The organism is uncultured Gilvimarinus sp., assembly GCF_963972205.1.
In the GTDB taxonomy this organism is placed as follows: Bacteria; Pseudomonadota; Gammaproteobacteria; order Pseudomonadales; family Cellvibrionaceae; genus Gilvimarinus; species Gilvimarinus japonicus.
This window is the reverse complement of record NZ_CAXAUC010000013.1, coordinates 72,835-96,162: the sequence shown is the minus strand read 5'-3', so window position 1 is coordinate 96,162 and position 23,328 is coordinate 72,835. Positions and strand designations below refer to the sequence as shown.

24 protein-coding genes are annotated in these 23,328 nt (G+C 52.9%); 19 read left to right on the top strand and 5 right to left on the bottom strand.

Going from position 1 to position 23,328, the window contains the following annotated elements; genetic code table 11:
• The first annotated feature begins 179 nt into the window (after positions 1-179).
• From AACY82_RS15575 to AACY82_RS15550, 6 genes are all read left to right on the top strand, one after another.
• On the top strand, positions 180-692 hold the full coding sequence (locus AACY82_RS15575) for a hypothetical protein (RefSeq protein WP_339617759.1): 513 nt from the start codon (positions 180-182) through the stop codon (positions 690-692).
• Between the two features lie 116 nt (positions 693-808).
• Positions 809-1,039 (top strand): hypothetical protein, encoded by a 231-nt coding sequence (locus AACY82_RS15570; protein WP_339617758.1) that lies wholly within the window; start codon positions 809-811, stop codon positions 1,037-1,039.
• 885 nt (positions 1,040-1,924) lie between these two features.
• Positions 1,925-2,338: an NUDIX domain-containing protein gene (locus AACY82_RS15565; protein ID WP_339617757.1), complete on the top strand. Its 414-nt coding sequence runs from the start codon at positions 1,925-1,927 to the stop codon at positions 2,336-2,338.
• A gap of 76 nt (positions 2,339-2,414) precedes the next feature.
• Positions 2,415-2,762: a hypothetical protein gene (locus AACY82_RS15560; protein WP_339617756.1), complete on the top strand. Its 348-nt coding sequence runs from the start codon at positions 2,415-2,417 to the stop codon at positions 2,760-2,762.
• 165 nt (positions 2,763-2,927) lie between these two features.
• Positions 2,928-5,264, top strand: a complete 2,337-nt coding sequence (locus AACY82_RS15555) for a beta-propeller domain-containing protein (protein WP_339617755.1) — start codon at positions 2,928-2,930, stop codon at positions 5,262-5,264.
• 352 nt (positions 5,265-5,616) lie between these two features.
• Positions 5,617-5,931, top strand: coding sequence for a YciI family protein (locus AACY82_RS15550; protein ID WP_339617754.1), 315 nt, complete (start codon positions 5,617-5,619; stop codon positions 5,929-5,931).
• Between the two features lie 17 nt (positions 5,932-5,948).
• Here the strand turns inward: AACY82_RS15550 and AACY82_RS15545 are convergent, their stop codons facing one another.
• Together AACY82_RS15545 and AACY82_RS15540 are read right to left on the bottom strand one after the other, a co-directional pair.
• On the bottom strand, positions 5,949-6,218 hold the full coding sequence (locus AACY82_RS15545; RefSeq protein ID WP_339617753.1) for a hypothetical protein: 270 nt from the start codon (positions 6,216-6,218) through the stop codon (positions 5,949-5,951).
• Positions 6,219-6,407: 189 nt separating this feature from the next.
• Positions 6,408-7,478 (bottom strand): aldo/keto reductase, encoded by a 1,071-nt coding sequence (locus AACY82_RS15540; protein WP_339617752.1) that lies wholly within the window; start codon positions 7,476-7,478, stop codon positions 6,408-6,410.
• A gap of 221 nt (positions 7,479-7,699) precedes the next feature.
• On the opposite strand from AACY82_RS15540, the gene AACY82_RS15535 reads away from it, so the two are divergent.
• Positions 7,700-8,626: an AraC family transcriptional regulator gene (locus tag AACY82_RS15535; protein WP_339617751.1), complete on the top strand. Its 927-nt coding sequence runs from the start codon at positions 7,700-7,702 to the stop codon at positions 8,624-8,626.
• Positions 8,627-8,791: 165 nt separating this feature from the next.
• On the opposite strand, the gene AACY82_RS15530 is transcribed toward AACY82_RS15535, so the two are convergent.
• Positions 8,792-10,186: a family 43 glycosylhydrolase gene (locus AACY82_RS15530; RefSeq protein WP_339617750.1), complete on the bottom strand. Its 1,395-nt coding sequence runs from the start codon at positions 10,184-10,186 to the stop codon at positions 8,792-8,794.
• Between the two features lie 344 nt (positions 10,187-10,530).
• On the opposite strand from AACY82_RS15530, the gene AACY82_RS15525 reads away from it, so the two are divergent.
• The 4 genes from AACY82_RS15525 to AACY82_RS15510 all read left to right on the top strand — a co-directional run bounded on the left by AACY82_RS15525 (position 10,531) and on the right by AACY82_RS15510 (position 13,983).
• Positions 10,531-10,938, top strand: a complete 408-nt coding sequence (locus AACY82_RS15525) for a GFA family protein (protein WP_339617749.1) — start codon at positions 10,531-10,533, stop codon at positions 10,936-10,938.
• Between the two features lie 45 nt (positions 10,939-10,983).
• Positions 10,984-11,772, top strand: a complete 789-nt coding sequence (locus AACY82_RS15520; protein ID WP_339617748.1) for a DUF2071 domain-containing protein — start codon at positions 10,984-10,986, stop codon at positions 11,770-11,772.
• 176 nt (positions 11,773-11,948) lie between these two features.
• Positions 11,949-13,292, top strand: a complete 1,344-nt coding sequence (locus AACY82_RS15515; protein ID WP_339617747.1) for a DUF2130 domain-containing protein — start codon at positions 11,949-11,951, stop codon at positions 13,290-13,292.
• 31 nt (positions 13,293-13,323) lie between these two features.
• Positions 13,324-13,983, top strand: a complete 660-nt coding sequence (locus AACY82_RS15510) for an NAD(P)H-dependent oxidoreductase (RefSeq protein ID WP_339617746.1) — start codon at positions 13,324-13,326, stop codon at positions 13,981-13,983.
• Between the two features lie 787 nt (positions 13,984-14,770).
• Here AACY82_RS15510 and ppnN read toward each other — a convergent pair.
• A complete protein-coding gene (gene ppnN / locus AACY82_RS15505; protein WP_339617745.1) occupies positions 14,771-16,201 on the bottom strand; it encodes a nucleotide 5'-monophosphate nucleosidase PpnN in 1,431 nt (476 codons plus the stop codon).
• Positions 16,202-16,632: 431 nt separating this feature from the next.
• Here ppnN and AACY82_RS15500 point away from each other — a divergent pair, with 431 nt between their 5' ends.
• The 8 genes from AACY82_RS15500 to AACY82_RS15465 all read left to right on the top strand — a co-directional run bounded on the left by AACY82_RS15500 (position 16,633) and on the right by AACY82_RS15465 (position 22,063).
• Positions 16,633-17,565 carry an urease accessory protein UreD gene (locus AACY82_RS15500; protein WP_339617744.1) on the top strand — a complete coding sequence of 311 codons (933 nt, stop codon included), beginning with the start codon at positions 16,633-16,635 and terminating at the stop codon, positions 17,563-17,565.
• Positions 17,566-17,628: 63 nt separating this feature from the next.
• Positions 17,629-17,931, top strand: a complete 303-nt coding sequence (ureA, locus tag AACY82_RS15495) for an urease subunit gamma (RefSeq protein WP_041522751.1) — start codon at positions 17,629-17,631, stop codon at positions 17,929-17,931.
• Positions 17,932-17,939: 8 nt separating this feature from the next.
• Entirely contained in the window at positions 17,940-18,245 is a 306-nt protein-coding gene (locus AACY82_RS15490; protein ID WP_041522752.1) for an urease subunit beta, read from the top strand.
• Position 18,246: 1 nt separating this feature from the next.
• The gene (gene ureC, locus AACY82_RS15485) at positions 18,247-19,950 is read left to right on the top strand and encodes an urease subunit alpha (protein WP_339617743.1); all 1,704 of its coding nucleotides are present in this window, start codon (positions 18,247-18,249) and stop codon (positions 19,948-19,950) included.
• Between the two features lie 10 nt (positions 19,951-19,960).
• A complete protein-coding gene (gene ureE / locus AACY82_RS15480; RefSeq protein ID WP_339617742.1) occupies positions 19,961-20,479 on the top strand; it encodes an urease accessory protein UreE in 519 nt (172 codons plus the stop codon).
• Positions 20,479-21,147, top strand: coding sequence for an urease accessory UreF family protein (locus tag AACY82_RS15475; RefSeq protein ID WP_339617741.1), 669 nt, complete (start codon positions 20,479-20,481; stop codon positions 21,145-21,147). The genes ureE and AACY82_RS15475 overlap by 1 nt, the downstream gene beginning before the upstream one ends.
• A gap of 16 nt (positions 21,148-21,163) precedes the next feature.
• A complete protein-coding gene (ureG, locus tag AACY82_RS15470; protein WP_339617740.1) occupies positions 21,164-21,781 on the top strand; it encodes an urease accessory protein UreG in 618 nt (205 codons plus the stop codon).
• Between the two features lie 60 nt (positions 21,782-21,841).
• Positions 21,842-22,063, top strand: coding sequence for a hypothetical protein (locus AACY82_RS15465; RefSeq protein WP_339617739.1), 222 nt, complete (start codon positions 21,842-21,844; stop codon positions 22,061-22,063).
• A 41-nt stretch (positions 22,064-22,104) separates the two neighbouring features.
• On the opposite strand, the gene AACY82_RS15460 is transcribed toward AACY82_RS15465, so the two are convergent.
• Entirely contained in the window at positions 22,105-23,262 is a 1,158-nt protein-coding gene (locus AACY82_RS15460; RefSeq protein WP_339617738.1) for a glycoside hydrolase family 88 protein, read from the bottom strand.
• Positions 23,263-23,328: the final 66 nt, after the last annotated feature.

The following is a 23,328-nucleotide window of genomic DNA, read 5'->3' as shown; positions in this document are numbered from 1 at the left end:
TCCTACAGGGGACTTTCACCCCATTAGTTCATGCCCATGCTGGGCGTACACAAAAAGTTCAACGCGGACACAGTAACCTCCGCTTCGTTTTTGCGCATGCACTACGTGCATTTTAGCGCAACACTACGCTCCCGGTTACTGTGCCGGTTAACTTGGCGTTAAGTTTCCAAGGTGAAACAGTGGAAATCACTACAGAGCATTTTGATAAGCTTCAATTCGGCATCAAGTCGCTGCTTGAGGGAGTGGGCCATCTTGTAAATGCAAGCGGTAACTATCCGCAAGAAGGGTCTGTCGCTAGTATTGAAATGCAGGTTGATGAGTATGCTGAAGAGGTACAGACCGTTTGCTCACAGGCGAGCTTATTAGCAGAGTCAGCAGGTGATCACGCCTTCGCCGTCTCTCGACTCCTTGAGCCCCCTCTCCTAACAGTTTCTCCTTGGACCTCGGTCCGAGGTGCTCTAGAACCAGCCGCATATGGTTGCTGGCTTATGGATCCTGATATAGGGGGCCGAGATAGAATCGCTCGAAGCCTGGCCTTTCGATACGGTGGATTGTTACATCAAAAAAAGGCGGCTGGCTCTATGGGTGATGAAAATGGAGTCCGACATGCTAAAGAACGGATTCAGAAGGTAACGGCGGACGCGCGGAGACTTGGATTCGAAGAAAAACCGATAAGAAAGGGAGAATTTTAGGTGTTGCAACGACGCTACCCTCGTCAACCGAGTGCATTCGAGATAACCTCTTTAATGAATCCGGTTACCGTATCCTATCTTCCGTTGCACATTCGCATCCATCGGCGATGATTTCCGTGGCGTTTAAAGCCACGGACGAATCGAAGCCGTTGCTATTATCAAAGAATCTGTCAGTTGGTTCAGCTTGCTGGCTGCTGATGACCGCAGCAGATGCGTTTTCTGCTATTGCTTGGAGGCAGGCGAACTACTTTGGGTATGACCTGGAAGAATTTCGTCAATCATTGGACACAATATACGATGGCATGGGTATCAGAAAAGAAAACCGGTTCTGGTGTGCCATGAATTAAGTTAACAAGGCCATTCACGCGACAAGCAAGTGGCGAGGATCAGGTGTTTGATTACAGCTTTAACTTTAGGGTTTCGGATAGCCCAGCTACGAAGTGCCGCTTTTAGATCCCCTGCAGCCAGCCGAGCTTAGGCCTATTTTAGTGGGTAAGCAAACAGGACGTTCGCGCAAGTCTCGTCAGGGCAGGGACGCCCTGTCGAGACGGCCCGCTAAAATCGGCTGGATCGAGGGGACCCGTTAGGGCTGAGATGCCGGGGTGGCCTATTTTGGTGACTTTTCTGGCCAAACAGAAAAGTCACTCGCCCGCCCGGCGACTGAGGGCAAGCAATTTGAAAAGTGTACTGCAGCCAGTCGTATGCCCACCTAACTTTGATTGTAAATATTTTCCGCTGGGTTGTCTGGGGAAGTGGTATTTCTAAACGCTAATTCGTGATGTCATTAATTTTTAGAGCTGGCAGGAGGCACTATGTACAATGGAAGCTGCTTATGTGGCGCGGTAACGTTTGAGCTTTTATCAGAGCCTAAAGCGACCTCCAGCTGTCACTGCAGGATGTGCCAGAAACAGCATGGTGCTGCCTTCGCAACATATTCAAGCTTGCCACAATCCGACTTTCGGTACCTGTCTGGTCAGGAGCAGCTAGTTTCCTACAATTCGTCAGGCAACATTGTTCGTAAGTTTTGCGGCGTATGTGGGGCGAACATCGAATGGGCCGGTAGTGCAAGTCACCCCGACTGGGTATCGGTGGCCGTGGCAGCCTTGGATACACCATTTTATCCCCCGAGCATTAAAGAAGTTCATGCAGTTTCTAAAGCATGCGGGTTGGTTCAAGGGTAACTAGTTAAGTAATCGTTAGCAGATATAATATTATACGCAGCAAGGTTAAATATGGATAAAGCATGCCCAGTGGTACTTCGTAACCGGGATGGCCGAACCGAGATTCTCGTGTTTCGGCACCCTTTGGCTGGAGTGCAATTGGCAAAGGGTACTGTAGAGCCGGGCGAAACGGGATTGTCGGCAGCCGAGCGAGAGCTTTGGGAGGAAGCGGGTGTACGTTTAAAGGCGGATCGATTGTTGCTTGAGTGGCAGCGGCGCTTGGGTGAGCCTGTATGGGGAATTTATCTAATGGAGACGGTCAGCGATTTGCCTAATCAGTGGGAGCATTTTTGTGAAGATGATGGTGGTCATGTGTTTCAGTTTTTTTGGCACTCGTTGAGTCAAGAGCCAGGTGTACAGTGGCACGCTGTTTTCGCAGACGCTTTACGGGCGGTTCGAAAAGCCTTGGTCAGGGCGGGTAAGTAGGGCGGTAATCGTTGGTTTCAGCTCTTGGAGTATCAGAGGTTTTTGTAATCGATCAGGCGATCAGCAAGGAGTATGTATGACGCTATACGACTTATTTCAAAATTTCAAAATTTTTGAGGCGAACGACGATGCCGACCGGGCTTCCTTAAGGTCTACGGATAACGTAGGTGAAATCAATAAGCTTCGCGACCAAATCGATCATTTATCTTTGGTGTGTCAAGCTACCTGTGAGCTGCTTGATGAAATTGGTATCAGCAAGAAAATGATGCTTGCCAAGATTCAGGAGATTGATCTTCGTGACGGTAAACTCGATGGTAAGTATGTTAAGCAGCACACTTGTCGCTCCTGTCATCGTCCGTTGGCGGCCAGGCATTTAACGTGTATGTATTGCGGCGTCTTGGTCGATAAGGCTGAGTTGTTGTAGAGATATAGGGTTTACAAAAATCTTGGGGCCAGAGCTTTAATATTTAACCGCTGCCCGGAACTCGAGGGTAGCGTAAGCGTGCCTGCCTTTAACAAAATAGCACAGAATCTCCGTTAAAAAGCGTTAAGCTGCTAGCATCAATAACATTACCAGGAAAGGTGACGTATGAGAGCGCAGTGGTTAGTGGCAATTTTGGCGGTAGGGCTTGGTGGGTGTGGGGGCTCGTCATCGAGTAGCAGTGCTCCTCAGCCTAAAGTGCCTGACAATTCAATTGATTATACCCAGCTTAAACCCAGCGAACCCAGTGAGGCGCCTTTGGCGCTGTTATCCGGTAACGACTTTGAGCGTCTGGTTAAAAATGGTCTGCGCCTGCAGTTAGCCAGCCGTTATGATTACGCCGGTGGCGCCGAGTCGGACGATATCGATTTTTCCGCTTCGCCCGATGGCGCTAATGGTGGTGATAACGACCGTTATTCGGATACCAATGTCCACGTCGAGGGTGTCGGCGAGTCTGATGTCGCCAAGTACGATGGCCGCCACTGGTTTGTCGCCTATCAACCACAACACCATGATGGTGAGTTGCCGGGGGTACAGATCATTGCGACCGATCCAGATATTCCTGACGCCACAATCGCCGGCACCTATAGTTTTGATGATAGCTCCTGGGGGCCTGCTTATTCGCTGTATTTGCAAAAGGACAATAATGTCGCTTCGCACCTGATCGCTATGCGTAGCCATAGGGGGGCGATGGAGCCGGTGCTCCCAGGCTGGGGCATCGAGTTTTCGGCGGCGGACATGAGTATTTGGCCAGGGCCCGAGAACAGCGAACTTAAGATTGAGTTTATCGATGTCAATCAGCCCGCCACGCCCGCACTTGCCACATCTATTTCTTTAGACGGCACGTTAATTGACAGCCGCCGGGTGGGCGATACCCTTTACGTGATTACCCGCTATGACCCCTGGTTGACATCTTTGCAGTTTGAGGAGCTTGATGGGCAAGCTCGCAGCGACAACGAGGCCGCGTTAAGCGGTATCGAGCTTGCCGAACTGTTACCGCAATATCGTCAGGGCGATATGGCGGCTCCGTTAAGCGACGATTGTTACGCCCCGAGCGATACCCAGCCCGAGCACGGTTATTATTCCTTGGTGAATATCACCGCCATTGATTTAACCGCCCGACAAGTGGTGTCCAGTGAGTGCTTGAGTACTGGCGTTAACTCCATGACCATGAGCCCCAACGCACTCTACCTAACCTCTAATGACTGGCGCGAGAGCGAATCGCGCACTGTTATTCACAAGTTTGATCTCACCGATAGCGGCGCCAGTTACCGTGCTACCACCAGTGTGCTGGGCCATATTAACGGCGATGCCCCGTACCGGGTAAACGAATACAACGGCGACTTAAGGGTGGTGACGACTCGGGGCGACTGGAATCAGCCCTCGCACCACCTTAGTATTTTGCGCCTGTCGGGCTCGGGTTTTGACACAGTGGCTGAGTTGCCCAACAGCGCCCGCCTCGATCCCATTGGTAAGCCGGGTGAAGATATTTATGCGGTGCGTTTTGCGGGGGCCACCGCTTATGTGGTGACTTTTGAACGGGTTGATCCGCTCTATGTACTGGATTTGTCCGACAGCGCCGACCCTAAAATCAGCGGTGAGTTAGAGGTGCCGGGTTTTGCGACTTACATTCATCCGCTTAACGATAACTACCTGTTTACCCTGGGGCAGGATGCCGATAACCAGGCCGGGTGGACAAAAGGTATTAAGGCCCAGCTGGTGAAAGTGGACGCGGGTACACCTGAGTTGGTGGGCGAGATGTTAATCGGTGAGCGGGGCAGCCACAGTGATGCCTTACACGACTTACGCGCGCTTAATTTTTTGCCCGTGGGTGATGGTGATATGCGCGTGTCGTTTCCGGTGAGTGTGAATAGCGAACCCAACGTATGGCAGTACAGCGGCCTGCAGATGTTGTCGTTGACGGGGCTGGATGGGCCGGACGGTGCCATGATTGATAAGGGCACACTGATCGCCGAGACGGCGGGTAATAACCAGTACGATTACAGTGGCGGTGTCAGGCGCGGATTGTTGCATGATGAGGCGGTTTACTACGCCCACGACAATCAGGTTTGGTTTAGCGGTTGGGGGGCTGCCGATGCCCCTCAGGGCCCCATCGGTGGCGAGCCTATCGCCTGTACCGAGGAGATCCGCTACGGCTTAAACATTGACCTCTGGGTGGATGATGAAAGCATCGACGCCTGCGCCGCCCAGGTGGTCGCCACTGATGGTGAATACTCGGAGGTACTGCAACCAAAAACAGGTTACTACGGGCCGGGCGGCTGTTATTTTTACGGCGCTCCCGAGCGGGCCGGTAGCTATTCTGTTACCGCCACGCTTGATGGTTTTGCCTCCCAGACCCAGACGGACGTTGTCGTGTCGGAAGATGTCTGCCACGTGCAGCCGCGTTGGTTGTGGTTTAATTGGCCGAGGAGCAACGAGCCATAAGCTGACTAGGTCATGCTGAATGGGTCAAATCTTGACTTAAGATTAGTGTGCCGTCACCGGACGATATTATTCTTCGGTGTATAGATCATAGGGGTGGCGAGAATTTACGAGCTGACCCTCTTGATCTTCTTTGTAACGTAAACGTTAAACGCAGGACTAAAATAAAAGTGCCTACGTTAAGTTTTCTGGAGCTTCTGCAAATTACATCGGTATTAATTGGTACATTTTAGCGCCACTAACAAACGTAGAGGCTTCCATTGTAAAGCCGGCACAAGGTGGTGTGTCGAAAGTCGCTCTTGTTAGTCGACTATTTATTGTGGTTAATCATACACAATACTAGGAGGGCTAAAAGGTGAAGTTTCTGTGTCTGGCATTCGGCGACGAAGAAGGTTGGAATTTACTAAGCGATGATGAGAAAACCGATGTATTAGCGCAAGACGAGTTTATCAGAGACGGCGGTGCGACTGTGGTTGCGGTTCGCCCTCAGGTAACATCGGTACGTCACTGGGGCAATGATTTTGAGATTAAAGACGGGCCGCATCAGAGTGGATTACCGCTGGCCGGTTTTTACATTATCGAGGCAGAACGCCTTGAAACCGTTATCGACCTGGTGGCGAATACGCCCTGCGCGCGGGCTGGGGGCGTGATTGAGGTTCACCCATTTTAAAGTAGGGTATAAACCCGTCAAACATTAAGCCAAACCTGCCCCACCACCACGAGCACAATAATCAGTGCCCAGCCACCGTACAGCAGTGCTTTGGTAGGTAGTTGCTCGGCTTTGTTTAGTCTAAATCCGATGAGTATTAGCGAGGATACGCCCACTTGCATAGCCATAAGACCGAGTGCTTTGCGCGCGGTGGTGACTGTTGGCTCCATGCCAGCCAGCAGCGCAATGATGCCCACAATGGCAAAAGTAAATAAAAACCAGCTAAAAATCTTTAAGTAGCGGAACACGGGCGCCTCGGTAGTATTGGAGCAGGTGGCTGGGCGAACCAGCAATAACGAAACAGATTAACGCAGTGGTATGCGGAGTGACAAGTCGCGGGGTGTTAACCTAAGCAGCTTGGTGCCGTTGACCGCCTCACGCCCTGAGGCAGTCAATATTATAAAATCAATAACACTCAGCCTTACCAGAAAGCGCCATTACTGATTCATATGGGCGCGATACTCGCCCTGCCTCTCGATCATCCAGCCGGGGTATTCGGCCGGTAGGCGACTGACGTTATCCAGCGCGGTGAGTTCGCCCTCGCTTAAGCGAATGCGAGCAGCGTGAATATTATCCAATAGTTGATCTGCCCGTTTGGCGCCGACAATAACGCTGCTGACGGCGCGTTGGTGTAGCAGCCACGCCAGAGCTATTTGGGCAACGCTAACGGGTTTGCCGTCGAGTTCTTTGCCTGCGGCGATCTCGCGCATGGTGGCAATCACTTGGCTGCCGCGCTCGCGGTTAACCGGCGGAAAATCAAACTGGGTGCGGCGGTTTTGCCCGGAGGCATCTGGCCCTTCGTATTTACCCGATAAATAACCGCCCGCCAATGGGCTCCAGACCATCAGGCCAATGTCTTCCGATTGCAGCATGGGAATGATTTCGCGCTCCAAATCGCGCCCTACCAAGGTGTAATAAGCTTGTAGCGACACGATAGGGCACAGGCGGCGCGCCTCGGCGATGCCTACCGCTTTCATTACTTGCCAGGCGGCCCAGTTGGAGAGCCCGATGTGATGTACGTGGCCGTGCTGCACCAAGGTGTTGAGCGCCTCAAGGGTTTCGGTTATCGGTGTGGCCGGGTCGAAGCCGTGAATTTGGTAGAGGTCGATGTAGTCTGTTTGCAGCCGCTTTAGGCTGGCTTTGCACTGGGTGAGAATGTGCCCGCGCGATGCGCCGCGATGGTTGGGCCCTTCGCCCATGGGGCCCAGCACTTTGGTGGCCAGTACGATGTCTTCGCGCGGCACGTTAAGGTTTTTTAGCGCCTGACCGAGTATTTTCTCGCTGTTGCCGCCGCTATAGACATTGGCGGTGTCAATAAAGTTAATGCCGTTAGCCAGCGCTAGTTCGACCAGCTCGTCGGCGTCGCGCTGTTGCAGTTTGCCGATTTTTCCCCACATGTCATCGCCGCCACCAAAGGTCATGGTGCCCAGGCACAGCTCGGAAACAAACAAGCCAGAGTGACCTAAGGTGTGCATGGCAAGCGGGGAGTCTTGTGATGGTGTTGTCATTGGGGTTACCTCGTAATCTAGTGAAGGCCGCTGGTGCAGCGTTACGATCATACTAAGACGCTTGCGCCAAAAGTGGCAGGCAGAAACTCTCGCATTCATGCACAATTCTATCAAGTCGGGTTTCTGGGCTGCTCGGGTTATGGCAATCAGCGTATGCTGTAGATCGTTAAGACTCGGTGTATTGGGCGATTGCATCCAACGTTAAAGGCGAGATAGTAATGGTGAGTGACTTACCCCCGCACGTATTCGATGATCGGACTGCTTTTGCCACATTGCAGGCAATGGTCGAGCAGCAATGGTTGAGCAGCGGCAACGAGTGTGCCATTGACGGGCTGCGCCTGACCCGCGCAACGGAGCCCAGCGGTACGATTCGCGCGGTGTATCAAACCTCGTTCTGCCTCGTGCTGCAGGGCAGTAAGTCCAGCGCGATAGGCGAGACTGCACTGGAATATCACAGCGGGCAATGTTTAGTGGCTTCGATAAATGTGCCGGTTAATTCGCGTATTACTCAGGCCAGTGCCGAGCAGCCCTATTTGGCGCTGAGCTTGGCGATTGATCCGGCGATGGTCTCGGAGTTGTTGCTGGCGCATCCAGGTGTGGCCCATAGTCGTGTTAAGCGGGCAGCATTGGTAAAAGGAGCAGCGCCGCCCGAGGTGCTCGATCCTCTCACGCGCTTGCTGGCGCTTTGTCAGCAGCCGGCAGATCAAGCGGTACTTGAGCCTTTGATTCGCCGTGAAATCTGCTGGCGTTTGCTGTGCTCACCTATGGGCGCGGCATTGCTGCAAGCGGGGTTGCAGGATAGTGAAACTGCCCGTATCGGCCAAGTTACCGCTTGGATGCGGGCCCATTACGCCAAAGCGTTTAAAGTGGCGAATTTAGCCGATATGGCCTCGATGAGCCCGGCGTCGTTTTATCGCCACTTTAAAGCCATAACACAAATGACACCGGTCCAATTTCAAAAGCAGGTGCGCCTGCAAGAAGCCAGACGATTACTGTTAAGCGAGCATGAAGTGGCCGGTGTGGGTTACAAAGTCGGTTACGAAAGCCCGTCGCAGTTTAGCCGCGATTACCGCAAACTGTTCGGTGCGCCACCGGGTAAAGACGCGGCCATTATGCGCTCCAGCGTAGCGATAGAGAGTAGAGCCTGATTTAGTAAAGGCTAAAAACAAAGAGCAATTAAACAGTGGCCGCGTGGTTTTATTGTCTGGGGCGACGACCTTGATTGCGTTTGTCCCAAAGCATGGGCGGTGTCACTAGCGCCTCGATAAACCGGTAAGTGCCCGATTTATCGAGGCTGCCCACACAGATCAAAGTTATTGACGCAACATTAGCCAGTGTTGGTTATAGCCTCCGGTGCGGCTCCACTGCAGGATATTGGCGCCATTGGCTGTACTGTTGGCGCTGACATCAAGCAGCTTATTGCTGACGTCCGACTCAATTTCAACGCTGTTTCCCGCGACCGAGTTTAAGCGCCACTTTTGGCCAGCGCCGCCCCAGTAGTCCCACTGGGCAATGTTTGCGCCGTTGGCACTGCTTTGCTCCCAGATATCTAAGCTTTTTTGGCTTAAGGCGTTAATCAGGCTATAGGTGCCTGTACCGTGATCTACTAAGTACCATTTTTGGTGCAGCCAGTCGTTAAAATCGTACTGCACCACATTGCCACCATTGTCGATTGAGGCATTTTCCACCTCTAATGCTTTGCCACTGTGACGGGACTGCAGTTGATACAAGCCTTCACTGTAGCCGCCGCAGCTATGGATAGAGCTGAAGTTGCTGGTCATAGTGGGCCACCCGCCAACGAAGTCCATGCGCTGAATGTCGAGTTTAGCGGCGCCGTTATCGTTTAGGTCGTAGTAGTGAGTACTGGTGTAGTTACAACCATCTTGCTTAATAATGCCAATATGACCGGGCCCTTTGCGGTTGCCGTTAACATTGGGCATTAAATTGCGCTCACCAGTATAGGGACCAAAAATGCTGGTAGAGCGAGCTACTTGAACCCGATAGGTACTGTTAACGCCTTGGCAGCAGTTGCCGCGAGTGAAAAACAGGTAATAGAAGTCGCCGTTGCGGGTAATGTAGGGTGCTTCAATCGACTGATGGCCGCCGCCGAAAATATGCTGCACAGATGACGATAATTTACCGGTGTTTTGGTTAATTTCGGCAACCCCTAGGCCTCCAAACCAAGAGCCGTAAGACATATATACGCGACCATCGTGATCGCGCATTAGCGCGGGGTCGATGGCGTTAATTTCACCGCCGCCACCGTAAGATTGCACGACTACTCCCAAGTCTTGCCAGTTGGGGTTGGTTAACGATTCTGTGCGCACCACGCCAATGGCTGAGCGCGAGCTGCCAAAAGTAGATGCTGAGTAATAAAGGTAATAGTAATCGCCCATTTGAATAATGTCCGGCGCCCAAAAGTGGCCTGCAAAGCCCGGTACGGCGTCGTTAATCCAGCTAGGCCAGCCAGCGCCAAATACTGTACCTGGGTTACCCCAGCTCACCATATCGGTTGATCGCGAGAACCAAATACCATCGCCGGTGGTGAATTGAAAATAGGTGTTGCCGTCTCTGGTGAGGGTGGAGGGGTCGTGGGAGTTGGTGATGCCAGACAAATTGAGTGCGCTGGCTAGACCTGAGACAGCCATTAAGCTAAAAATGCCGGCGCGTAGGGTGTTACGCGCAATATCACGTATGGAATGGAACATAAGCTAACCCTTTTATCATTATTGGAGGTTTTGTTATCCCTAACGCTATTTATAGTATAGTCCTACAAATAGCGTAGCAGTAATTAATGCTAACGCCTAGTACCAGAGTCCTTTTACTTTGCGGAGCAGATAACAAAATCCGCGAGTTAGTGCTGTAGCCGCCAGCGGACACTGCTGCCGACTCCCGAGCTGACCCTTCTTAAGGTAATATTGAGGGGCGTTGGCCGAGGTAAACTAAGTCTTGTGGTTGCGATCCAGCCAGCCACTCGCGGCCAATGTACCGGTTGCGCTTAAGCGACATTTTCGGTGACATTCAAGACAGATAAAGGAGCTTTGGCGCAAGTATGCAGTACCCTATTGACGGAGCCTGCCAATGTGGCGGCGTAACCTATCAGTTGTTAGCAGAGCCTTTGATGGTGGTGGCATGTCACTGCAAAGCGTGTCAAAAGCTCTCGACCAGTGCGTTTAGTATTACCGCTGTGGTGAATGTTGATGCTGTTGAGTTTCAAGGAGAGATGGCCGAGTGGCGCAGGATCGCCGATAGTGGCAACACGAATGGGGCAAAGTTTTGTCCTACCTGCGGCAACAGAATCTATCACTTTAACCCGCAAGAGCCCGATAAGATTAAACTTAAACCCGCTAACTTATCGGATACCCGCATTATCAAACCGACCGCCCATGTGTGGGTAAGCGAAAAACAAGATTGGTATGTGATTCCCGACGGCGTCGCGGTATACGATAAACAGCCTTAAGCCCGTTGCGGCTAAATTATTCGCTACAGTGATCAAGGAGTTGCGATGCAAACGTTGCGAAAGATGGCGGATTATCTCATAGAGAGACCTAAGCCAAAGGGTATCGATGTTCGCTGTGGCTTGCAGCATTTCGCTATTATTACGTACGCGGTTCCAGCTGATAGGTTTGAAGGCCTTTTTCCAGACAGGTTTCGACTAGACGTTGTTGATATCGACGGCCAGAAAATGGGGCTTATCTCGGTGGTGCCGTTTATCGATGTTGATTTTACATCAGCGGTTTTTCCGTTTCCCAAGTTTACTATGGGACAAACAAACTATCGGGTTTACATCGTTGATCAACTAACCAATGAGCGTTGTGTCTGGTTTTTAGGCACAGTACTGGATTCGTGGACGTTAGCCGTTCCGCGGTATCTATGGAATCTCCCATGGCATGCTGGTAACGTAAAATTTGATTGTCGCGTGAACCAGGCGAGCGGTTTGTACGAACAATACGCAATGGAAACTTGCTCTAGCTGGGCAGATGCGTCTGTGGTGTTACACCAATCGAGTGAGGAGGTTTTTGACTTTCCAGGGTTTCCGGATACTGAATCGGCACTGGTTTACCTTACTCATCCGCTCGCAGGTTTTTACTTTCGCAGAGACGGTAAGCTTGGGACTTACAGGGTTTGGCATAAAGAGCTAGCCGTTACGCCGGCGAGCTTAGTCTCGGCTAGATTTAAGCTTTTGTCAGATCTTGGGATCGTTTATGAAACAGAGCAAAACCACCCCTACAGCGTTTTAGTTGAACCGTTAAATGAATTTACCATTTATTTGCCGCCAACCGTTGTCGGTTGAGTGCCTTAAAGTTGCTTTTTACGTTGTTGTGAGGCTAGCTCAAAAGCAGTCGCCGCTATATGCTGCGGGTCTATTTTATCGTTTCTAATTAACCTCAGAGAACACTTAATTGAGTTTGCTGGTCGAATTGAGGCAACCCGCTAATTTGACTGAGTTGACTATACGGGTAAAGCTTTATGCATGAAATTAACTGTCCCCACTGCAAAAAGGCGTTTAAGGTCGACGAGGCCGGCTACGCCGATATTCTTAAGCAGGTTCGTGATCACGAGTTTGAACAGCAATTACACGAGCGGTTGGAACTGGCCGAGCAAGATAAGCAAAACGCGGTAGAGCTGGCCACCAGCAAAATTAGCCGAGAGTTGGATAAAGCCTCTGCTGCAAAAGATGCCGAAATTAAAGAGCTGAACGCTAAGCTGGCCGCGGGTGAGGATGCCCAGAAGCTCGCCGTAATGGAGGCGTTAACAGCCCTAGAGAAAGAGCGTGATAGTTTGGCAAACGAGCTTAAGCAGGCGGCGCAAGATAAAAAAGCTGCCGCTGAATTGGCCGAAGCAAAACGGTTACACGAACTACAGCAGGCCACAGCCGCCAAGGAGACGCAGTTACAAAGCCTACAAAGCGAGCTAGAGCGAGCGAAGTGGGAAAAGCAGCTTGAGGCGAGCACACTGAGAGAGCGCTACGAAGCCCAGATTAAAGATCGCGAGGGCGAGATCGAGCGCCTGCGGGATATGAAAGCTCGGTTGTCGACCAAAATGGTGGGCGAAACTTTAGAGCAACACTGCGAGACGGAGTTTAACCGAATTCGCGCCACGGCGTTTCCCAAAGCTTATTTTGAGAAGGATAACGACGCGCGTAGCGGCAGTAAAGGTGATTATATATTCCGCGACTACGGCATTGTTGAAGGCAGCGCGGACGATGCTGGCACCGAAACTGTGTCGATTATGTTCGAGATGAAAAACGAGAGTGATGAAACCGCCACCAAAAAGAAAAATGAAGACTTTTTAAAAGAGCTCGACAAAGATCGCAACGAGAAAGGCTGTGAATACGCCGTGCTGGTCTCTCTGTTAGAGCCCGACAGCGAGCTGTATAACTCGGGTATCGTCGATGTGTCACACCGTTACCCTAAAATGTATGTCATTCGGCCACAATTTTTTATTCCGATTATTACGCTGTTGCGCAATGCGGCCCAGAACTCACTAGAGTATAAAGCGGAGTTGGCGCTGGTTAAATCACAAAATATTGATATCACCAACTTTGAGAGCGATCTGGACGCTTTTAAAACAGGCTTTGCACGCAATTACGAGTTGGCCTCTAAGAAGTTCAAAACGGCTATTGATGAGATTGACAAAACGATCAATCACCTGCAAAAAACCAAAGACGCGCTGCTGGGCTCTGAGAATAACCTGCGCTTAGCCAACAACAAAGCCGATGATCTGACGGTCAAAAAGCTCACCAAACGCAACCCCACTATGGCGGCTAAGTTTGATGAGCTTAAAGTTGGCGACGCACCTGATATTGAGTAGGACTAGGCGTTGTATGGATGGAGTTTGCTAGATGAAGTTTTTAGTATTTTTGGGTACGGTTCGCGATAGTACACCGCCAAGGCCCGCCCGCTTGGGCGAGCGGGTGGCCAAGGCCTGCTTAAAATGTTTGGCGGACCGTTATGGCGAGCATGAGGTGGAACTGATTGACGCGTTGGATTACCCGCTAGAGCCGGTGTTTAAACCTCACTTTGCCTACGCCGCCGGTAGAGCCCCCGGTGCGCTTAATGAACTGGCCGATAAAATAGCCTCCGCTGACGGGTTTATTATGATCAGCCCGGAATACAATCATTTAATGAGCCCGACGTTAGCTAACTTGCTAAACCACTTTGGCAGCTCGTTGTTCTCTTACAAGCCCAGTGCCATTGTTACTTACTCGGCTGGTCAGTGGGGTGGTATGCGCGCGGCTGTTGCGATGCGGACCTTTCTTTCGGAGTTAGGCTGCCTGCCCGTATCGGCAATGATTCATGTGCCCAAAGCGCAAGAAGTCTTCGCCGATAATGGGTTGCCGCAAAACGCAGAGAGCGAGGCCTCTTGGTTTGATTACTTTGGCCGAACATTCCACCAGCTAATCTGGTGGGGGCAGGCTACAACAGCACACCGGGCTAAGGCGGACCCCCATGAGCTAGTTCGGGACTTTAAAAAAGACCCGTCTGAACGAAACGCTCCTTAGAGTACTCGCTATAGCAGGCGTTGCAATAAAGCCATCGGGTGCTCGTCGGGTGACCACTTTTAGGGTTGTTGGCAATTTTATCGATTTAGTAGGTTGCCTCGTTTCGCACTCTAACGAACCTTTGCGGTGATTTTGAGCTTGGCTCGCGGGTCGGCTTTGGCACCAGCGGACGTTAGTGTGGATGTTGGGTGAGAGGCCTCAGGCCCAGAAGTTACTCTCTTGGTGTGGCTGCGCGGTGGCTTTTATGAGTCTAGAAATAAAAAAAAGGCCCACTTGGCGTGGACCCCTTGTGCGATTAATGTCTGTGCTCATCCGTGTAGACTGGGTACTTCCTTTGCGTAATGTTTGTCCCCGGTGGCGTCCTGCCGGTTCGTCCTTCAAACCCCTGTCGTGGAATTCTTAGTATTCGGCTCCCTTGTGCCGAGCGACTTCTCCTTGTCGTCTTACCTGTTGTTGTTTGATTCTTCCGTGGCCACTCCTTGGCGGTTATGCTTATCTCCTTGTTTAGCGTCCTGCTAATCTCTCGTCCTAAGAGTGAGCGTCCTGCGAGTGTCCTTTGCGCTTGCATCCTGCGCGCGTCCTTTTTGGCGCAACCACATCCTGTGGTTGGGTACATCCTGTGAACCGTCCTGGCCCCTTAGTCATCCATGTAACGTCCCTGTAAGCGTAGTATCCCTAAAACCGCTATGTGGAGATAGTCGCCATTAGCACGAGTTTTTGTGAGACATGTCGTACAGCGTGTGTGATGCCTTCGTTACAAACGGGTGTTAATTGGATGACGATTTTGTTACCGGGTGATGCGGTAGCAGGGTTTATAGGTGCTACCGGGCAGTTTCATGCGGCCTTGCTCTTGAAAAGCCTGCAGCAGATCATCAACCGGCTGCATGATGGCGGATTCACCGCAAATTTCAAATAAACCGTGCTTCTCGATGGCGCGTATGCCTTCGTCTTTAACGTTGCCCGCGACAATACCGGAAAACGCCCGTCGCAAATTAGCGGCCAAGGTGTGAGGCTCTTGGTTTTGGTGCAGCGCCAGAGCACTCATATTGGCGTGGGTGGGTGCAAATGGTTGCTGAAACAGCGGGGCGATTTTTAACTGCCAGTTAAAGTAGTAGGCGTCGTCGGTGCTTTTACGAAAGGCCCGTACCTCGGCAATGCCATCGACCATGGTGCGGGCGACGGCTTCGGGATCGTCGATGATGATTTTATAGCGTGACTGCGCCTCGGCGCCCAGCGTGGTGGCAATAAATTCGTCGATTTGATGAAAGTAAGCCGCGCTTGAGCTCGGTCCGGTAAATACCAGCGGGAAGGGTAGTGTGGCGTTATCGGGGTGTAACAATATACCCAACAGGTAGAGAATTTCTTCGGCGGTGCCAGCGCCCCCGGGGAACACGACAATACCGTGGCCGGCGCGGACAAATGCCTCAAGCCGTTTTTCGATATCGGGCATAATCGCCAGTTCGTTAACGATAGGGTTGGGGGCTTCGGCGGCAATAATACCGGGCTCGGTAATGCCGATGTAGCGGCGCAGGCCCAAGCGTTGTTTGGCGTGGCCAATAGTCGCTCCTTTCATAGGGCCTTTCATGGCGCCCGGGCCGCAGCCGGTGCAAATATCCAAACCGCGTAGGCCCATCTGGTAGCCAACTTTTTTGGTGTAATCGTACTCACCCATACTAATGGAGTGTCCGCCCCAGCAAACTACGATATTGGGGTCGACATTGGGGCGAATAATGTCCGCATTGCGCAGCATATGAAAAACCGCATCGGTGGTGGCCTCGGGGGACAGCGCATCGCCTTCATTGATCGACTGTTGCGTGTCGGCCAAGCGGCTGTCACCACTGGCAAAAATCACATCGCGTAGCACGACAAATAAGTGTTCACTAATGCCGCGAATCATTTTGCCATCGACAAACGCGCTGGATGGGGCACCTTTTACATCCAGCTTAATACCGCGCTCTTCCTGAATGACTTTAATATCAAAGTCGGGGTAGCGCTCCAGTAGTTCTTTACCGTCGTCCAGCGAGTTACCGCAGTTGAGTACCGCCAGCGAGCAGCTGCGAAACAGCTTATAAAGCCCGCTTTGGCTAACGTCCAGCAACTTGGCGGCCTCGGTTTTAGAGAGAATATTGAGTTGCTCGTGGGGGGAGATAATGGCGTCGGTGGTGTCGTAGTGGCCCGCCTCGTGGTGGGCGTGTTGGTACGGCTGATTGTGGGGCATTGAGTCTCTATCCTTCCTGTCGCCAATGGGGGCGGTAGCTAAAACATCGGGCTTTCGGGCCCTTTCTCTTAAGTTTAAGTGTAACGCAGTTTTGCGGGCTTGGGTGTGAGTACCCACAGGGCTGTGAAGGGGCATCCTGTTGCATCTAGCCGCTAACCAAGGTGTTTTTTACCGGCTTATCGGCCACTTAACCTATGCCAGTAATTTCTCACCTGCGTGGTAAGCCGTCCACGAATCACTCGAACGCACAGATATGGTGCGACATTGGGCGTTGATATTTTATGTGATCTATTTTGGTGCGCCCTGTTAGGGCAGGCGCCGCACCTTAGGGCCTGCGCGGCTATTTTGATTGGCATAGATCTTGATCTGTAGATCCGGCTAACGAGACGATAAAGGCCCTTAAGCGCGGCCACCAAAGAGAGCGACAATCTGTGCCCCATTCAACCAGTGCTGCTGGGTTATCCGAGCTAGAGTTAGCCGCGGATGACGCGATAGCGCCGAGCCCTTTGCCCCAAGTGGCGCGCCAATGGTGTGCGTCTATCGATATTGAGCTGGCCCAACGGGCCGGGCGCACCGCATTGATGCGTGCGCGGCACAAAGGCCCGTTGCGCATTCAGCGGCTGTTTTACCCCGAAGCCAATGGCTGCGCTCATGTTTACTTGCTGCACCCGCCGGGTGGCTTGGTGGTGGGCGATGAGCTGACGATCTCGCTGCGTGCGGCAGCTGGTGCGCACGGCTTATTAACCACCCCGTCGGCCGGCAAAATTTATACAGTCAATGGTTTACGCCACAGCGATGCCGCGACCACACAAACCCAAAGTGTCCGTTTGATGCTCGACGCAGGCTCTGTGTGCGAGTGGTTGCCACAGGAAACAATTGTTTTTAACGGTGCGAATGCGAGGCTGAACACTCGCGTTGATGCGACAGCGGATGCCAAGTTTTGTCTGTGGGACATCGTCTGTCTGGGCCGGCCCGCGAGCCAGGAGCGTTTTACCGAAGGGCGCGTGGAGCAGATATTACAGGTTAGCGTTGATCACCGGCCGGTCTTGATTGAGCGCAACCGCATTGATGGCCGCGACCCGATTATGCAGGCACCTTGGGGGCTAAGGGGGGCGGGAAGTTTTGGCACGCTGGTGGCCAGCGTAACCCTCAGTCGCGATCAGGTTGATGTGCTACTCGAAACGTTACATGAGCGCTGGCCCGATGCTAAATGGGGCTTAACGCAAAAGAAGCAGTTATTCATCGCCCGCTACTTAGGCGCAAGTGCCGCAGAATGCCGGTTTGGTTTTATTGCCATTTGGCAAGCGCTGCGCCCGATTATGTTGGGTTGTGAAGCGTTAGAGCCGCGTATCTGGAATACCTAAGTTTAAGCGTTTAATGGGTGACGTTGCTGCGCCCGGTAATCAATATATCAATAGGAGAGAGCTGTGGAACTATCGCCCAGAGACAAAGATAAACTGTTGCTGTTTACCGCGGCGCTACTTGCCGAGCGGCGCAAAAATCGCGGGGTTAAACTCAACTACCCCGAGTCGGTTGCGTTTATCAGCGCCGAAATAATGGAGGGCGCGCGCGACGGCAAAACCGTCGCCGAACTGATGGATTACGGGCGCCAGATTTTGCGCCGCGAAGATGTCATGGATGGCATCCCCGAGATGGTGCATGAGGTGCAAGTCGAGGCGACCTTCCCCGACGGTACTAAGCTTGTCACCGTTCACAACCCGATCGTTTAGGAGGCGCTATGATTCCCGGAGAGTACGACATTTTGCCTGGTGAAATCGAGCTAAACCCAGGCCGCGAGACGGTGACCTTAAGTATTTCCAACAGCGGCGATCGCCCCATACAAGTGGGCTCGCATTATCATTTTTACGAGACTAACGCCGCACTTAACTTTGAGCGAGATAAAGCCCGCGGGTTTCGCTTAAACATTGCCGCTGGCACGGCTGTGCGTTTTGAGCCAGGCCAAACTCGCGAGGTGGAGTTGGTCGCACTAGAAGGCGCTCGCACGGTATACGGGTTTCGTGGCGATGTAATGGGGGAGCTATAAGATGGCGACAATAGACCGGCGCGCGTACGCCGATATGTTCGGCCCCACCACTGGGGATAAAGTTCGCTTAGGGGATACCGAGTTGTGGCTCGAGGTCGAGCGCGACTACACCCGCTACGGCGAAGAGGTAAAGTTTGGCGGCGGTAAAGTGATTCGCGATGGCATGGGCCAATCGCAAGCCAGCTGCTTTGACACCCCCGACACCGTCATTACCAACGCCTTAATTCTGGACTATTGGGGTGTGGTAAAAGCCGATGTCGCGATTAACGATGGCCGTATTAGCGCTATCGGTAAAGCCGGTAACCCGGATGTGCAGTCCGAGGTGGATATCGTGATTGGCCCCGGCACAGAAATTATTGCCGGCGAAGGCCAGATTTTAACCGCAGGCGGTATTGATGCCCATATCCATTTTATTTGCCCACAGCAAATCGAAGAAGCGTTAATGAGCGGTGTTACCACCATGATTGGCGGCGGCACCGGCCCGGCGACGGGTACTAAAGCGACTACTTGTACCCCTGGCCCCTGGCACATCGGTAAAATGCTGCAAGCGGCGGAAAGCTTTCCGATGAACATTGGTTTACTCGGTAAGGGTAACGCCAGTTTACCGATCGCCCTGGAAGAACAGTTACAGGCCGGCGCGCTGGGTTTAAAGCTCCACGAAGATTGGGGCACGACGCCTGCCAGTATTGATAACTGCTTAACCGTGGCCGAAAAGTACGACGTGCAAGTGGCGATTCACACCGACACGCTGAATGAATCGGGTTTTGTTGAAGACACAATAGCCGCGTTTGCCGGTCGCACGATTCACACGTATCACACCGAGGGCGCCGGCGGCGGGCACGCCCCCGACATTATTAAAGCGTGTGGCCTGGACAACGTTTTACCCTCGTCGACTAACCCGACCCGGCCCTACACGGTGAATACCATCGACGAGCACTTGGACATGTTGATGGTGTGCCACCACCTTGACCCTAACATTCCCGAGGACGTGGCCTTTGCCGACTCGCGTATTCGCAAAGAGACCATTGCCGCCGAAGATATTTTGCACGACTTAGGCGCGTTTTCGATGATCAGCTCCGACTCGCAAGCCATGGGCCGGGTGGGCGAGGTGGTAAGCCGCACGTGGCAGACGGCGCACAAAATGCGCGTGCAACGCGGCGCATTGCCGGGCGAAACCAGCAGTGCCGATAACTTGCGAGCTAAGCGCTACATTGCAAAATACACCATTAACCCCGCGGTGGCGCACGGTATCTCGCACGAGGTGGGCTCGGTCGAGGTGGGTAAACTGGCCGACTTAGTTCTGTGGAAGCCGGCGTTTTTTGGCATTAAGCCCGCGTTGATTATCAAAGGTGGCGCAATTGCTGCGGCTCCGATGGGCGACCCGAACGCGTCTATCCCGACACCGCAACCCGTGCATTACCGGCCCATGTTTGGTGCTTACGGCCGCGCCTGCACCGGCACCAGCGTTAGCTTTGTCAGCCAGGCGGCGTTAGAGGCCGGTATTGCCGGCTCGTTTGAATTAGAGCGGCGCCTGGTGGCCGTTAAAAATTGTCGCTCGGTAACCAAAGCCGATATGCGCCTAAACGACTACCAGCCCCATATGGAAGTCGACCCACAAACCTACGAAGTGCGTGCCGATGGCCAGTTACTGACCTGCGAGCCCGCCGCCGAGCTGCCGTTGGCGCAGCGCTATAGCCTGTTTTAAGTGAGTTGTTATGTTAGAAGCCTTTAACGTTAAACCCGAGGCAGCCCCCGGGGCTGTGTTGGAAGTAGAAGCCACTTTCGAGCAGCGGCAAAAAAGCCGCTATCGGACGACCACCCGTTGCGGCAAGCCGCTGGGGTGGTTTATCGAGCGCGGCCATGTGTTGCTCGATGGCGAGGTGCTGGAGTGTAGCGATGGCCAACAGGTTCGCGTGATTGCCGCACTGGAGCCGGTCAGCCAAGTAACCAGCGATGATGCCTTAGCGCTGACACGGGCGGCTTACCATTTGGGTAATCGGCACATGCCGCTGCAAATCGGCGCCGGTTTTTTACGTTATCAGCACGATCATGTCTTAGATTTAATGGTCGAGGGTTTGGGCCTGAGGGTTAACTTTGAGAAGCAGCCCTTTCAACCCGAAAACGGCGCCTATCACGGCAAAAGCCACGGCCATGCACATTCTCACGCTCATGGTCACAGTCATTCCCACGCCCATTCTAATAGCCACGACCATCACGCGGAGCACAGTCACTGATGTCCGGCTCGCTGCTGCACTTAATGCACTTGGTGAGCCCGGCGCTACCGGTAGGCGCTTATGCGTATTCGCAAGGGCTGGAGTACGCCATCGATAGCGGCTGGGCCGGCAGCGAGCCGGCGCTGCAAGACTGGATCGAGCAAGTGATGACCCACAGCCTGGGGCAGCTTGATGTACCGGTTTTGCGTCGGGTGTATAACGCGTGGGAAGCCGATGATTTAGCACAGGTCAATGATTGGAACGACTTTGTCCTGGCCTGTCGTGAGACCCAAGAGTTACTGCTTGAGGATGAACAATTGGGTTTGGCGCTCGGGCGTTTGCTCGAATCACTCGATATCTCGCAGGCGGCGCGCTCCAACTTTAGCCGCTCACCCAGCTACGTAACCTTGTTTGCCCTGGCCGGTGTTAAGTGGCAGGTGAGTGTGGATGAGCTAGCTCGGGGTTTTGTCTGGAGCTGGCTCGAGAACCAAGTGGCCGCCGCCACTAAAATTGTGCCGCTAGGCCAAACCCGCGCGCAGCAATTACTGGTGGCATTAATGCCGGCGGTGGATGAGGTGTGTGAGCGGGCTAAAACATTAACCGACGACGAGTTGGGCCTGAGTTTACCGGGCCTTGCCATGGCCTCGTGTTTACACGAGCGGCAATACACTCGTCTGTTTCGATCATAAGAGGAAGTTAAACCGTATGAACAAACCAGCACTACGTTTAGGTATTGGCGGCCCCGTTGGCTCGGGTAAAACCGCCTTAGTCAAAACCCTATGTGCCCACTTAAAGGATGTCTACAACATCGCGGTGATCACCAACGATATTTACACCCGCGAAGACGCCGAGTTTTTGCAGCGCCATGAGGCGCTGGCCGACGACCGTATTATCGGCGTTGAGACGGGCGGTTGCCCGCACACCGCGATTCGTGAGGACGCCTCGATGAACCTATCCGCTGTGGCCGAACTGCAAGATCGCCACGCGGGGTTGGATGTGATTTTAATTGAAAGCGGTGGCGATAACTTAGCCGCGACTTTTAGCCCCGAGTTGTCGGATTTAACCCTTTACGTGATTGATGTTTCGGCCGGGGATAAGATTCCCCGCAAAGGCGGGCCAGGTATTACGAAATCGGATTTATTAATTATCAACAAAACCGATTTGGCGCCACTGGTGGGCGCCGATCTTGGGGTGATGGATCGCGATGCGAAAAAAATGCGCGGCGATAAGCCTTTTTTGTTTACCAATTTAAAAGATGAATCGGGGGTGGCTGAGGTGATTGCCTTTATCGAAAGTGCCGGTATGTTAACTCGTCGCGCGTAGGCCGCTATGAACGCTAAACATCACAGCTAAAATGATTGCTTAATAAGTGTGGAGAATACGATGAAGCTATTAAAAAAAATTACCGTTTGTTTGAGTGCGCTACTTATCGCGCCGTTGACGTTGGCGCACCCGGGCCACGGCGCTGGCGGGGCATCTGAGCATGTGCACTTCTCGGTTATAAGCTTAGCGGTAGTAGGCGCGGTGTTGGCTGTGTACTTTGTGCTGGCACATAAAAGCCGAGCGCGCTCGCGAGTACGTCGCGAACAGCAAGATCGCGACTAACACGAGCAATAGCCCGGCTGTATGCCGGGCTATTGGTATTTTTATTTAGCTGACGCCTTGCCAGCGTCGTAATCTAGCATCTCCGATGCCGCTAATAAGTAGGCACCACTGCCGTACAGCTGGGTGTCGTCGGCGTGAACTTTATCGGGCGCATAGCCCACTTGCTGTACCCAGCCGAGCCAACCCTCTTGGGTTAAGCGTTTATCAATCGCCTGCCAGCCACTGACAATTACATCGTTGAAATCAGCCGCCGGTAATAAACCGCGATTAACACCCCACGCTAAGCCAAATACCACAAAGCTGCTGCCGCTGGTTTCGGGGAGCGGGTCGTAGTCGTTATCCAGTAACGATGGCGCCCACAGCCCCTCGGCGGTTTGCAGCGCACCAAAGGCGTAGGCCATTTTACGGTAGTGGGCGATAAGCTTGGGCCGCTCGGGGTGATTGTCGGGCAGCTGCTCAAGCAATAGCGGTAACCCGGCAAACACCCAACCATTGCCCCGACTCCAAAATACCTTGTTATCGTGCTCACTGGCGCGATCAAAAAAACGACTGTCGCGATAATACAGGTGGTAGGTTGGGTCAAATAAGTAGTTGGTCGTGGCCCAAAACTCGGTTAAAGCGTAATTGAGGTATTGTTCGTCGCCGCTGATACGGCTCATGGCAGCCCAAGCCGGTGGCGCCATAAACAGCGCATCTGACCAACACCAGCGCCGTTGGCAGGTGCCCTCTGATTGCCCGGTGTCGTCGCGGATAAACTCCAAAGAATTATCGGCGCCATAGGCTAGAATATCATCAAATTTGGTCTGGGTTGGGGCGAGCGCTTGGCTATCGGCGGAATCGATTAGGGCTAAATACAGTTGCGCGATGGCCTGATCATCGGCGTGCCAGTAAAGTGGCCCTAGCTGCCAGCGGTTGGCCTCGGCCTTTTGTTGTAGCGCGCTAAGGTAGCGGCCCTCTCCGCCGGTGTCATTCCAGCGGTTTAGGCCTATATAAAAGGCCGCTTGCACCCAGCCGTCGGGTTGTGCGGTATGGTCGCGAAAGGTGCGGACATACTCAAAGTCACCCATATGTTCAAGCTGCCAACGGGCGAGGCGATCGGCGTGACTTTGCACCTGTTGCGCCGTGATCGATGGTGTCTGGCTACAGCTGAGTAGCGACAATACGGCAGAGGCTAATACGAGCTTTAAAAATTTATTCATAGCGTTTTATGGTTGTTAAAGGCGAGTGCGAAACATACTACCGCTTTTGGGGGCGATATTTAAACC

What these genes read in the sequence shown, in the direction of transcription:
- AACY82_RS15475 (WP_339617741.1), top strand. Translation starts at nt 20,479, where the DNA reads ATGTCCGGCTCGCTGCTGCACTTAATGCACTTGGTGAGCCCGGCGCTA.
- AACY82_RS15515 (WP_339617747.1), top strand. Translation starts at nt 11,949, where the DNA reads ATGCATGAAATTAACTGTCCCCACTGCAAAAAGGCGTTTAAGGTCGAC.
- AACY82_RS15565 (WP_339617757.1), top strand. Translation starts at nt 1,925, where the DNA reads ATGGATAAAGCATGCCCAGTGGTACTTCGTAACCGGGATGGCCGAACC.
- AACY82_RS15520 (WP_339617748.1), top strand. Translation starts at nt 10,984, where the DNA reads ATGCAAACGTTGCGAAAGATGGCGGATTATCTCATAGAGAGACCTAAG.
- AACY82_RS15525 (WP_339617749.1), top strand. Translation starts at nt 10,531, where the DNA reads ATGCAGTACCCTATTGACGGAGCCTGCCAATGTGGCGGCGTAACCTAT.
- AACY82_RS15465 (WP_339617739.1), top strand. Translation starts at nt 21,842, where the DNA reads ATGAAGCTATTAAAAAAAATTACCGTTTGTTTGAGTGCGCTACTTATC.
- AACY82_RS15530 (WP_339617750.1), bottom strand. Translation starts at nt 10,186, where the DNA reads ATGTTCCATTCCATACGTGATATTGCGCGTAACACCCTACGCGCCGGC.
- AACY82_RS15540 (WP_339617752.1), bottom strand. Translation starts at nt 7,478, where the DNA reads ATGACAACACCATCACAAGACTCCCCGCTTGCCATGCACACCTTAGGT.
- ureG (WP_339617740.1), top strand. Translation starts at nt 21,164, where the DNA reads ATGAACAAACCAGCACTACGTTTAGGTATTGGCGGCCCCGTTGGCTCG.
- AACY82_RS15560 (WP_339617756.1), top strand. Translation starts at nt 2,415, where the DNA reads ATGACGCTATACGACTTATTTCAAAATTTCAAAATTTTTGAGGCGAAC.
- AACY82_RS15555 (WP_339617755.1), top strand. Translation starts at nt 2,928, where the DNA reads ATGAGAGCGCAGTGGTTAGTGGCAATTTTGGCGGTAGGGCTTGGTGGG.
- AACY82_RS15460 (WP_339617738.1), bottom strand. Translation starts at nt 23,262, where the DNA reads ATGAATAAATTTTTAAAGCTCGTATTAGCCTCTGCCGTATTGTCGCTA.
- AACY82_RS15490 (WP_041522752.1), top strand. Translation starts at nt 17,940, where the DNA reads ATGATTCCCGGAGAGTACGACATTTTGCCTGGTGAAATCGAGCTAAAC.
- ureE (WP_339617742.1), top strand. Translation starts at nt 19,961, where the DNA reads ATGTTAGAAGCCTTTAACGTTAAACCCGAGGCAGCCCCCGGGGCTGTG.
- ppnN (WP_339617745.1), bottom strand. Translation starts at nt 16,201, where the DNA reads ATGCCCCACAATCAGCCGTACCAACACGCCCACCACGAGGCGGGCCAC.
- ureC (WP_339617743.1), top strand. Translation starts at nt 18,247, where the DNA reads ATGGCGACAATAGACCGGCGCGCGTACGCCGATATGTTCGGCCCCACC.
- AACY82_RS15510 (WP_339617746.1), top strand. Translation starts at nt 13,324, where the DNA reads ATGAAGTTTTTAGTATTTTTGGGTACGGTTCGCGATAGTACACCGCCA.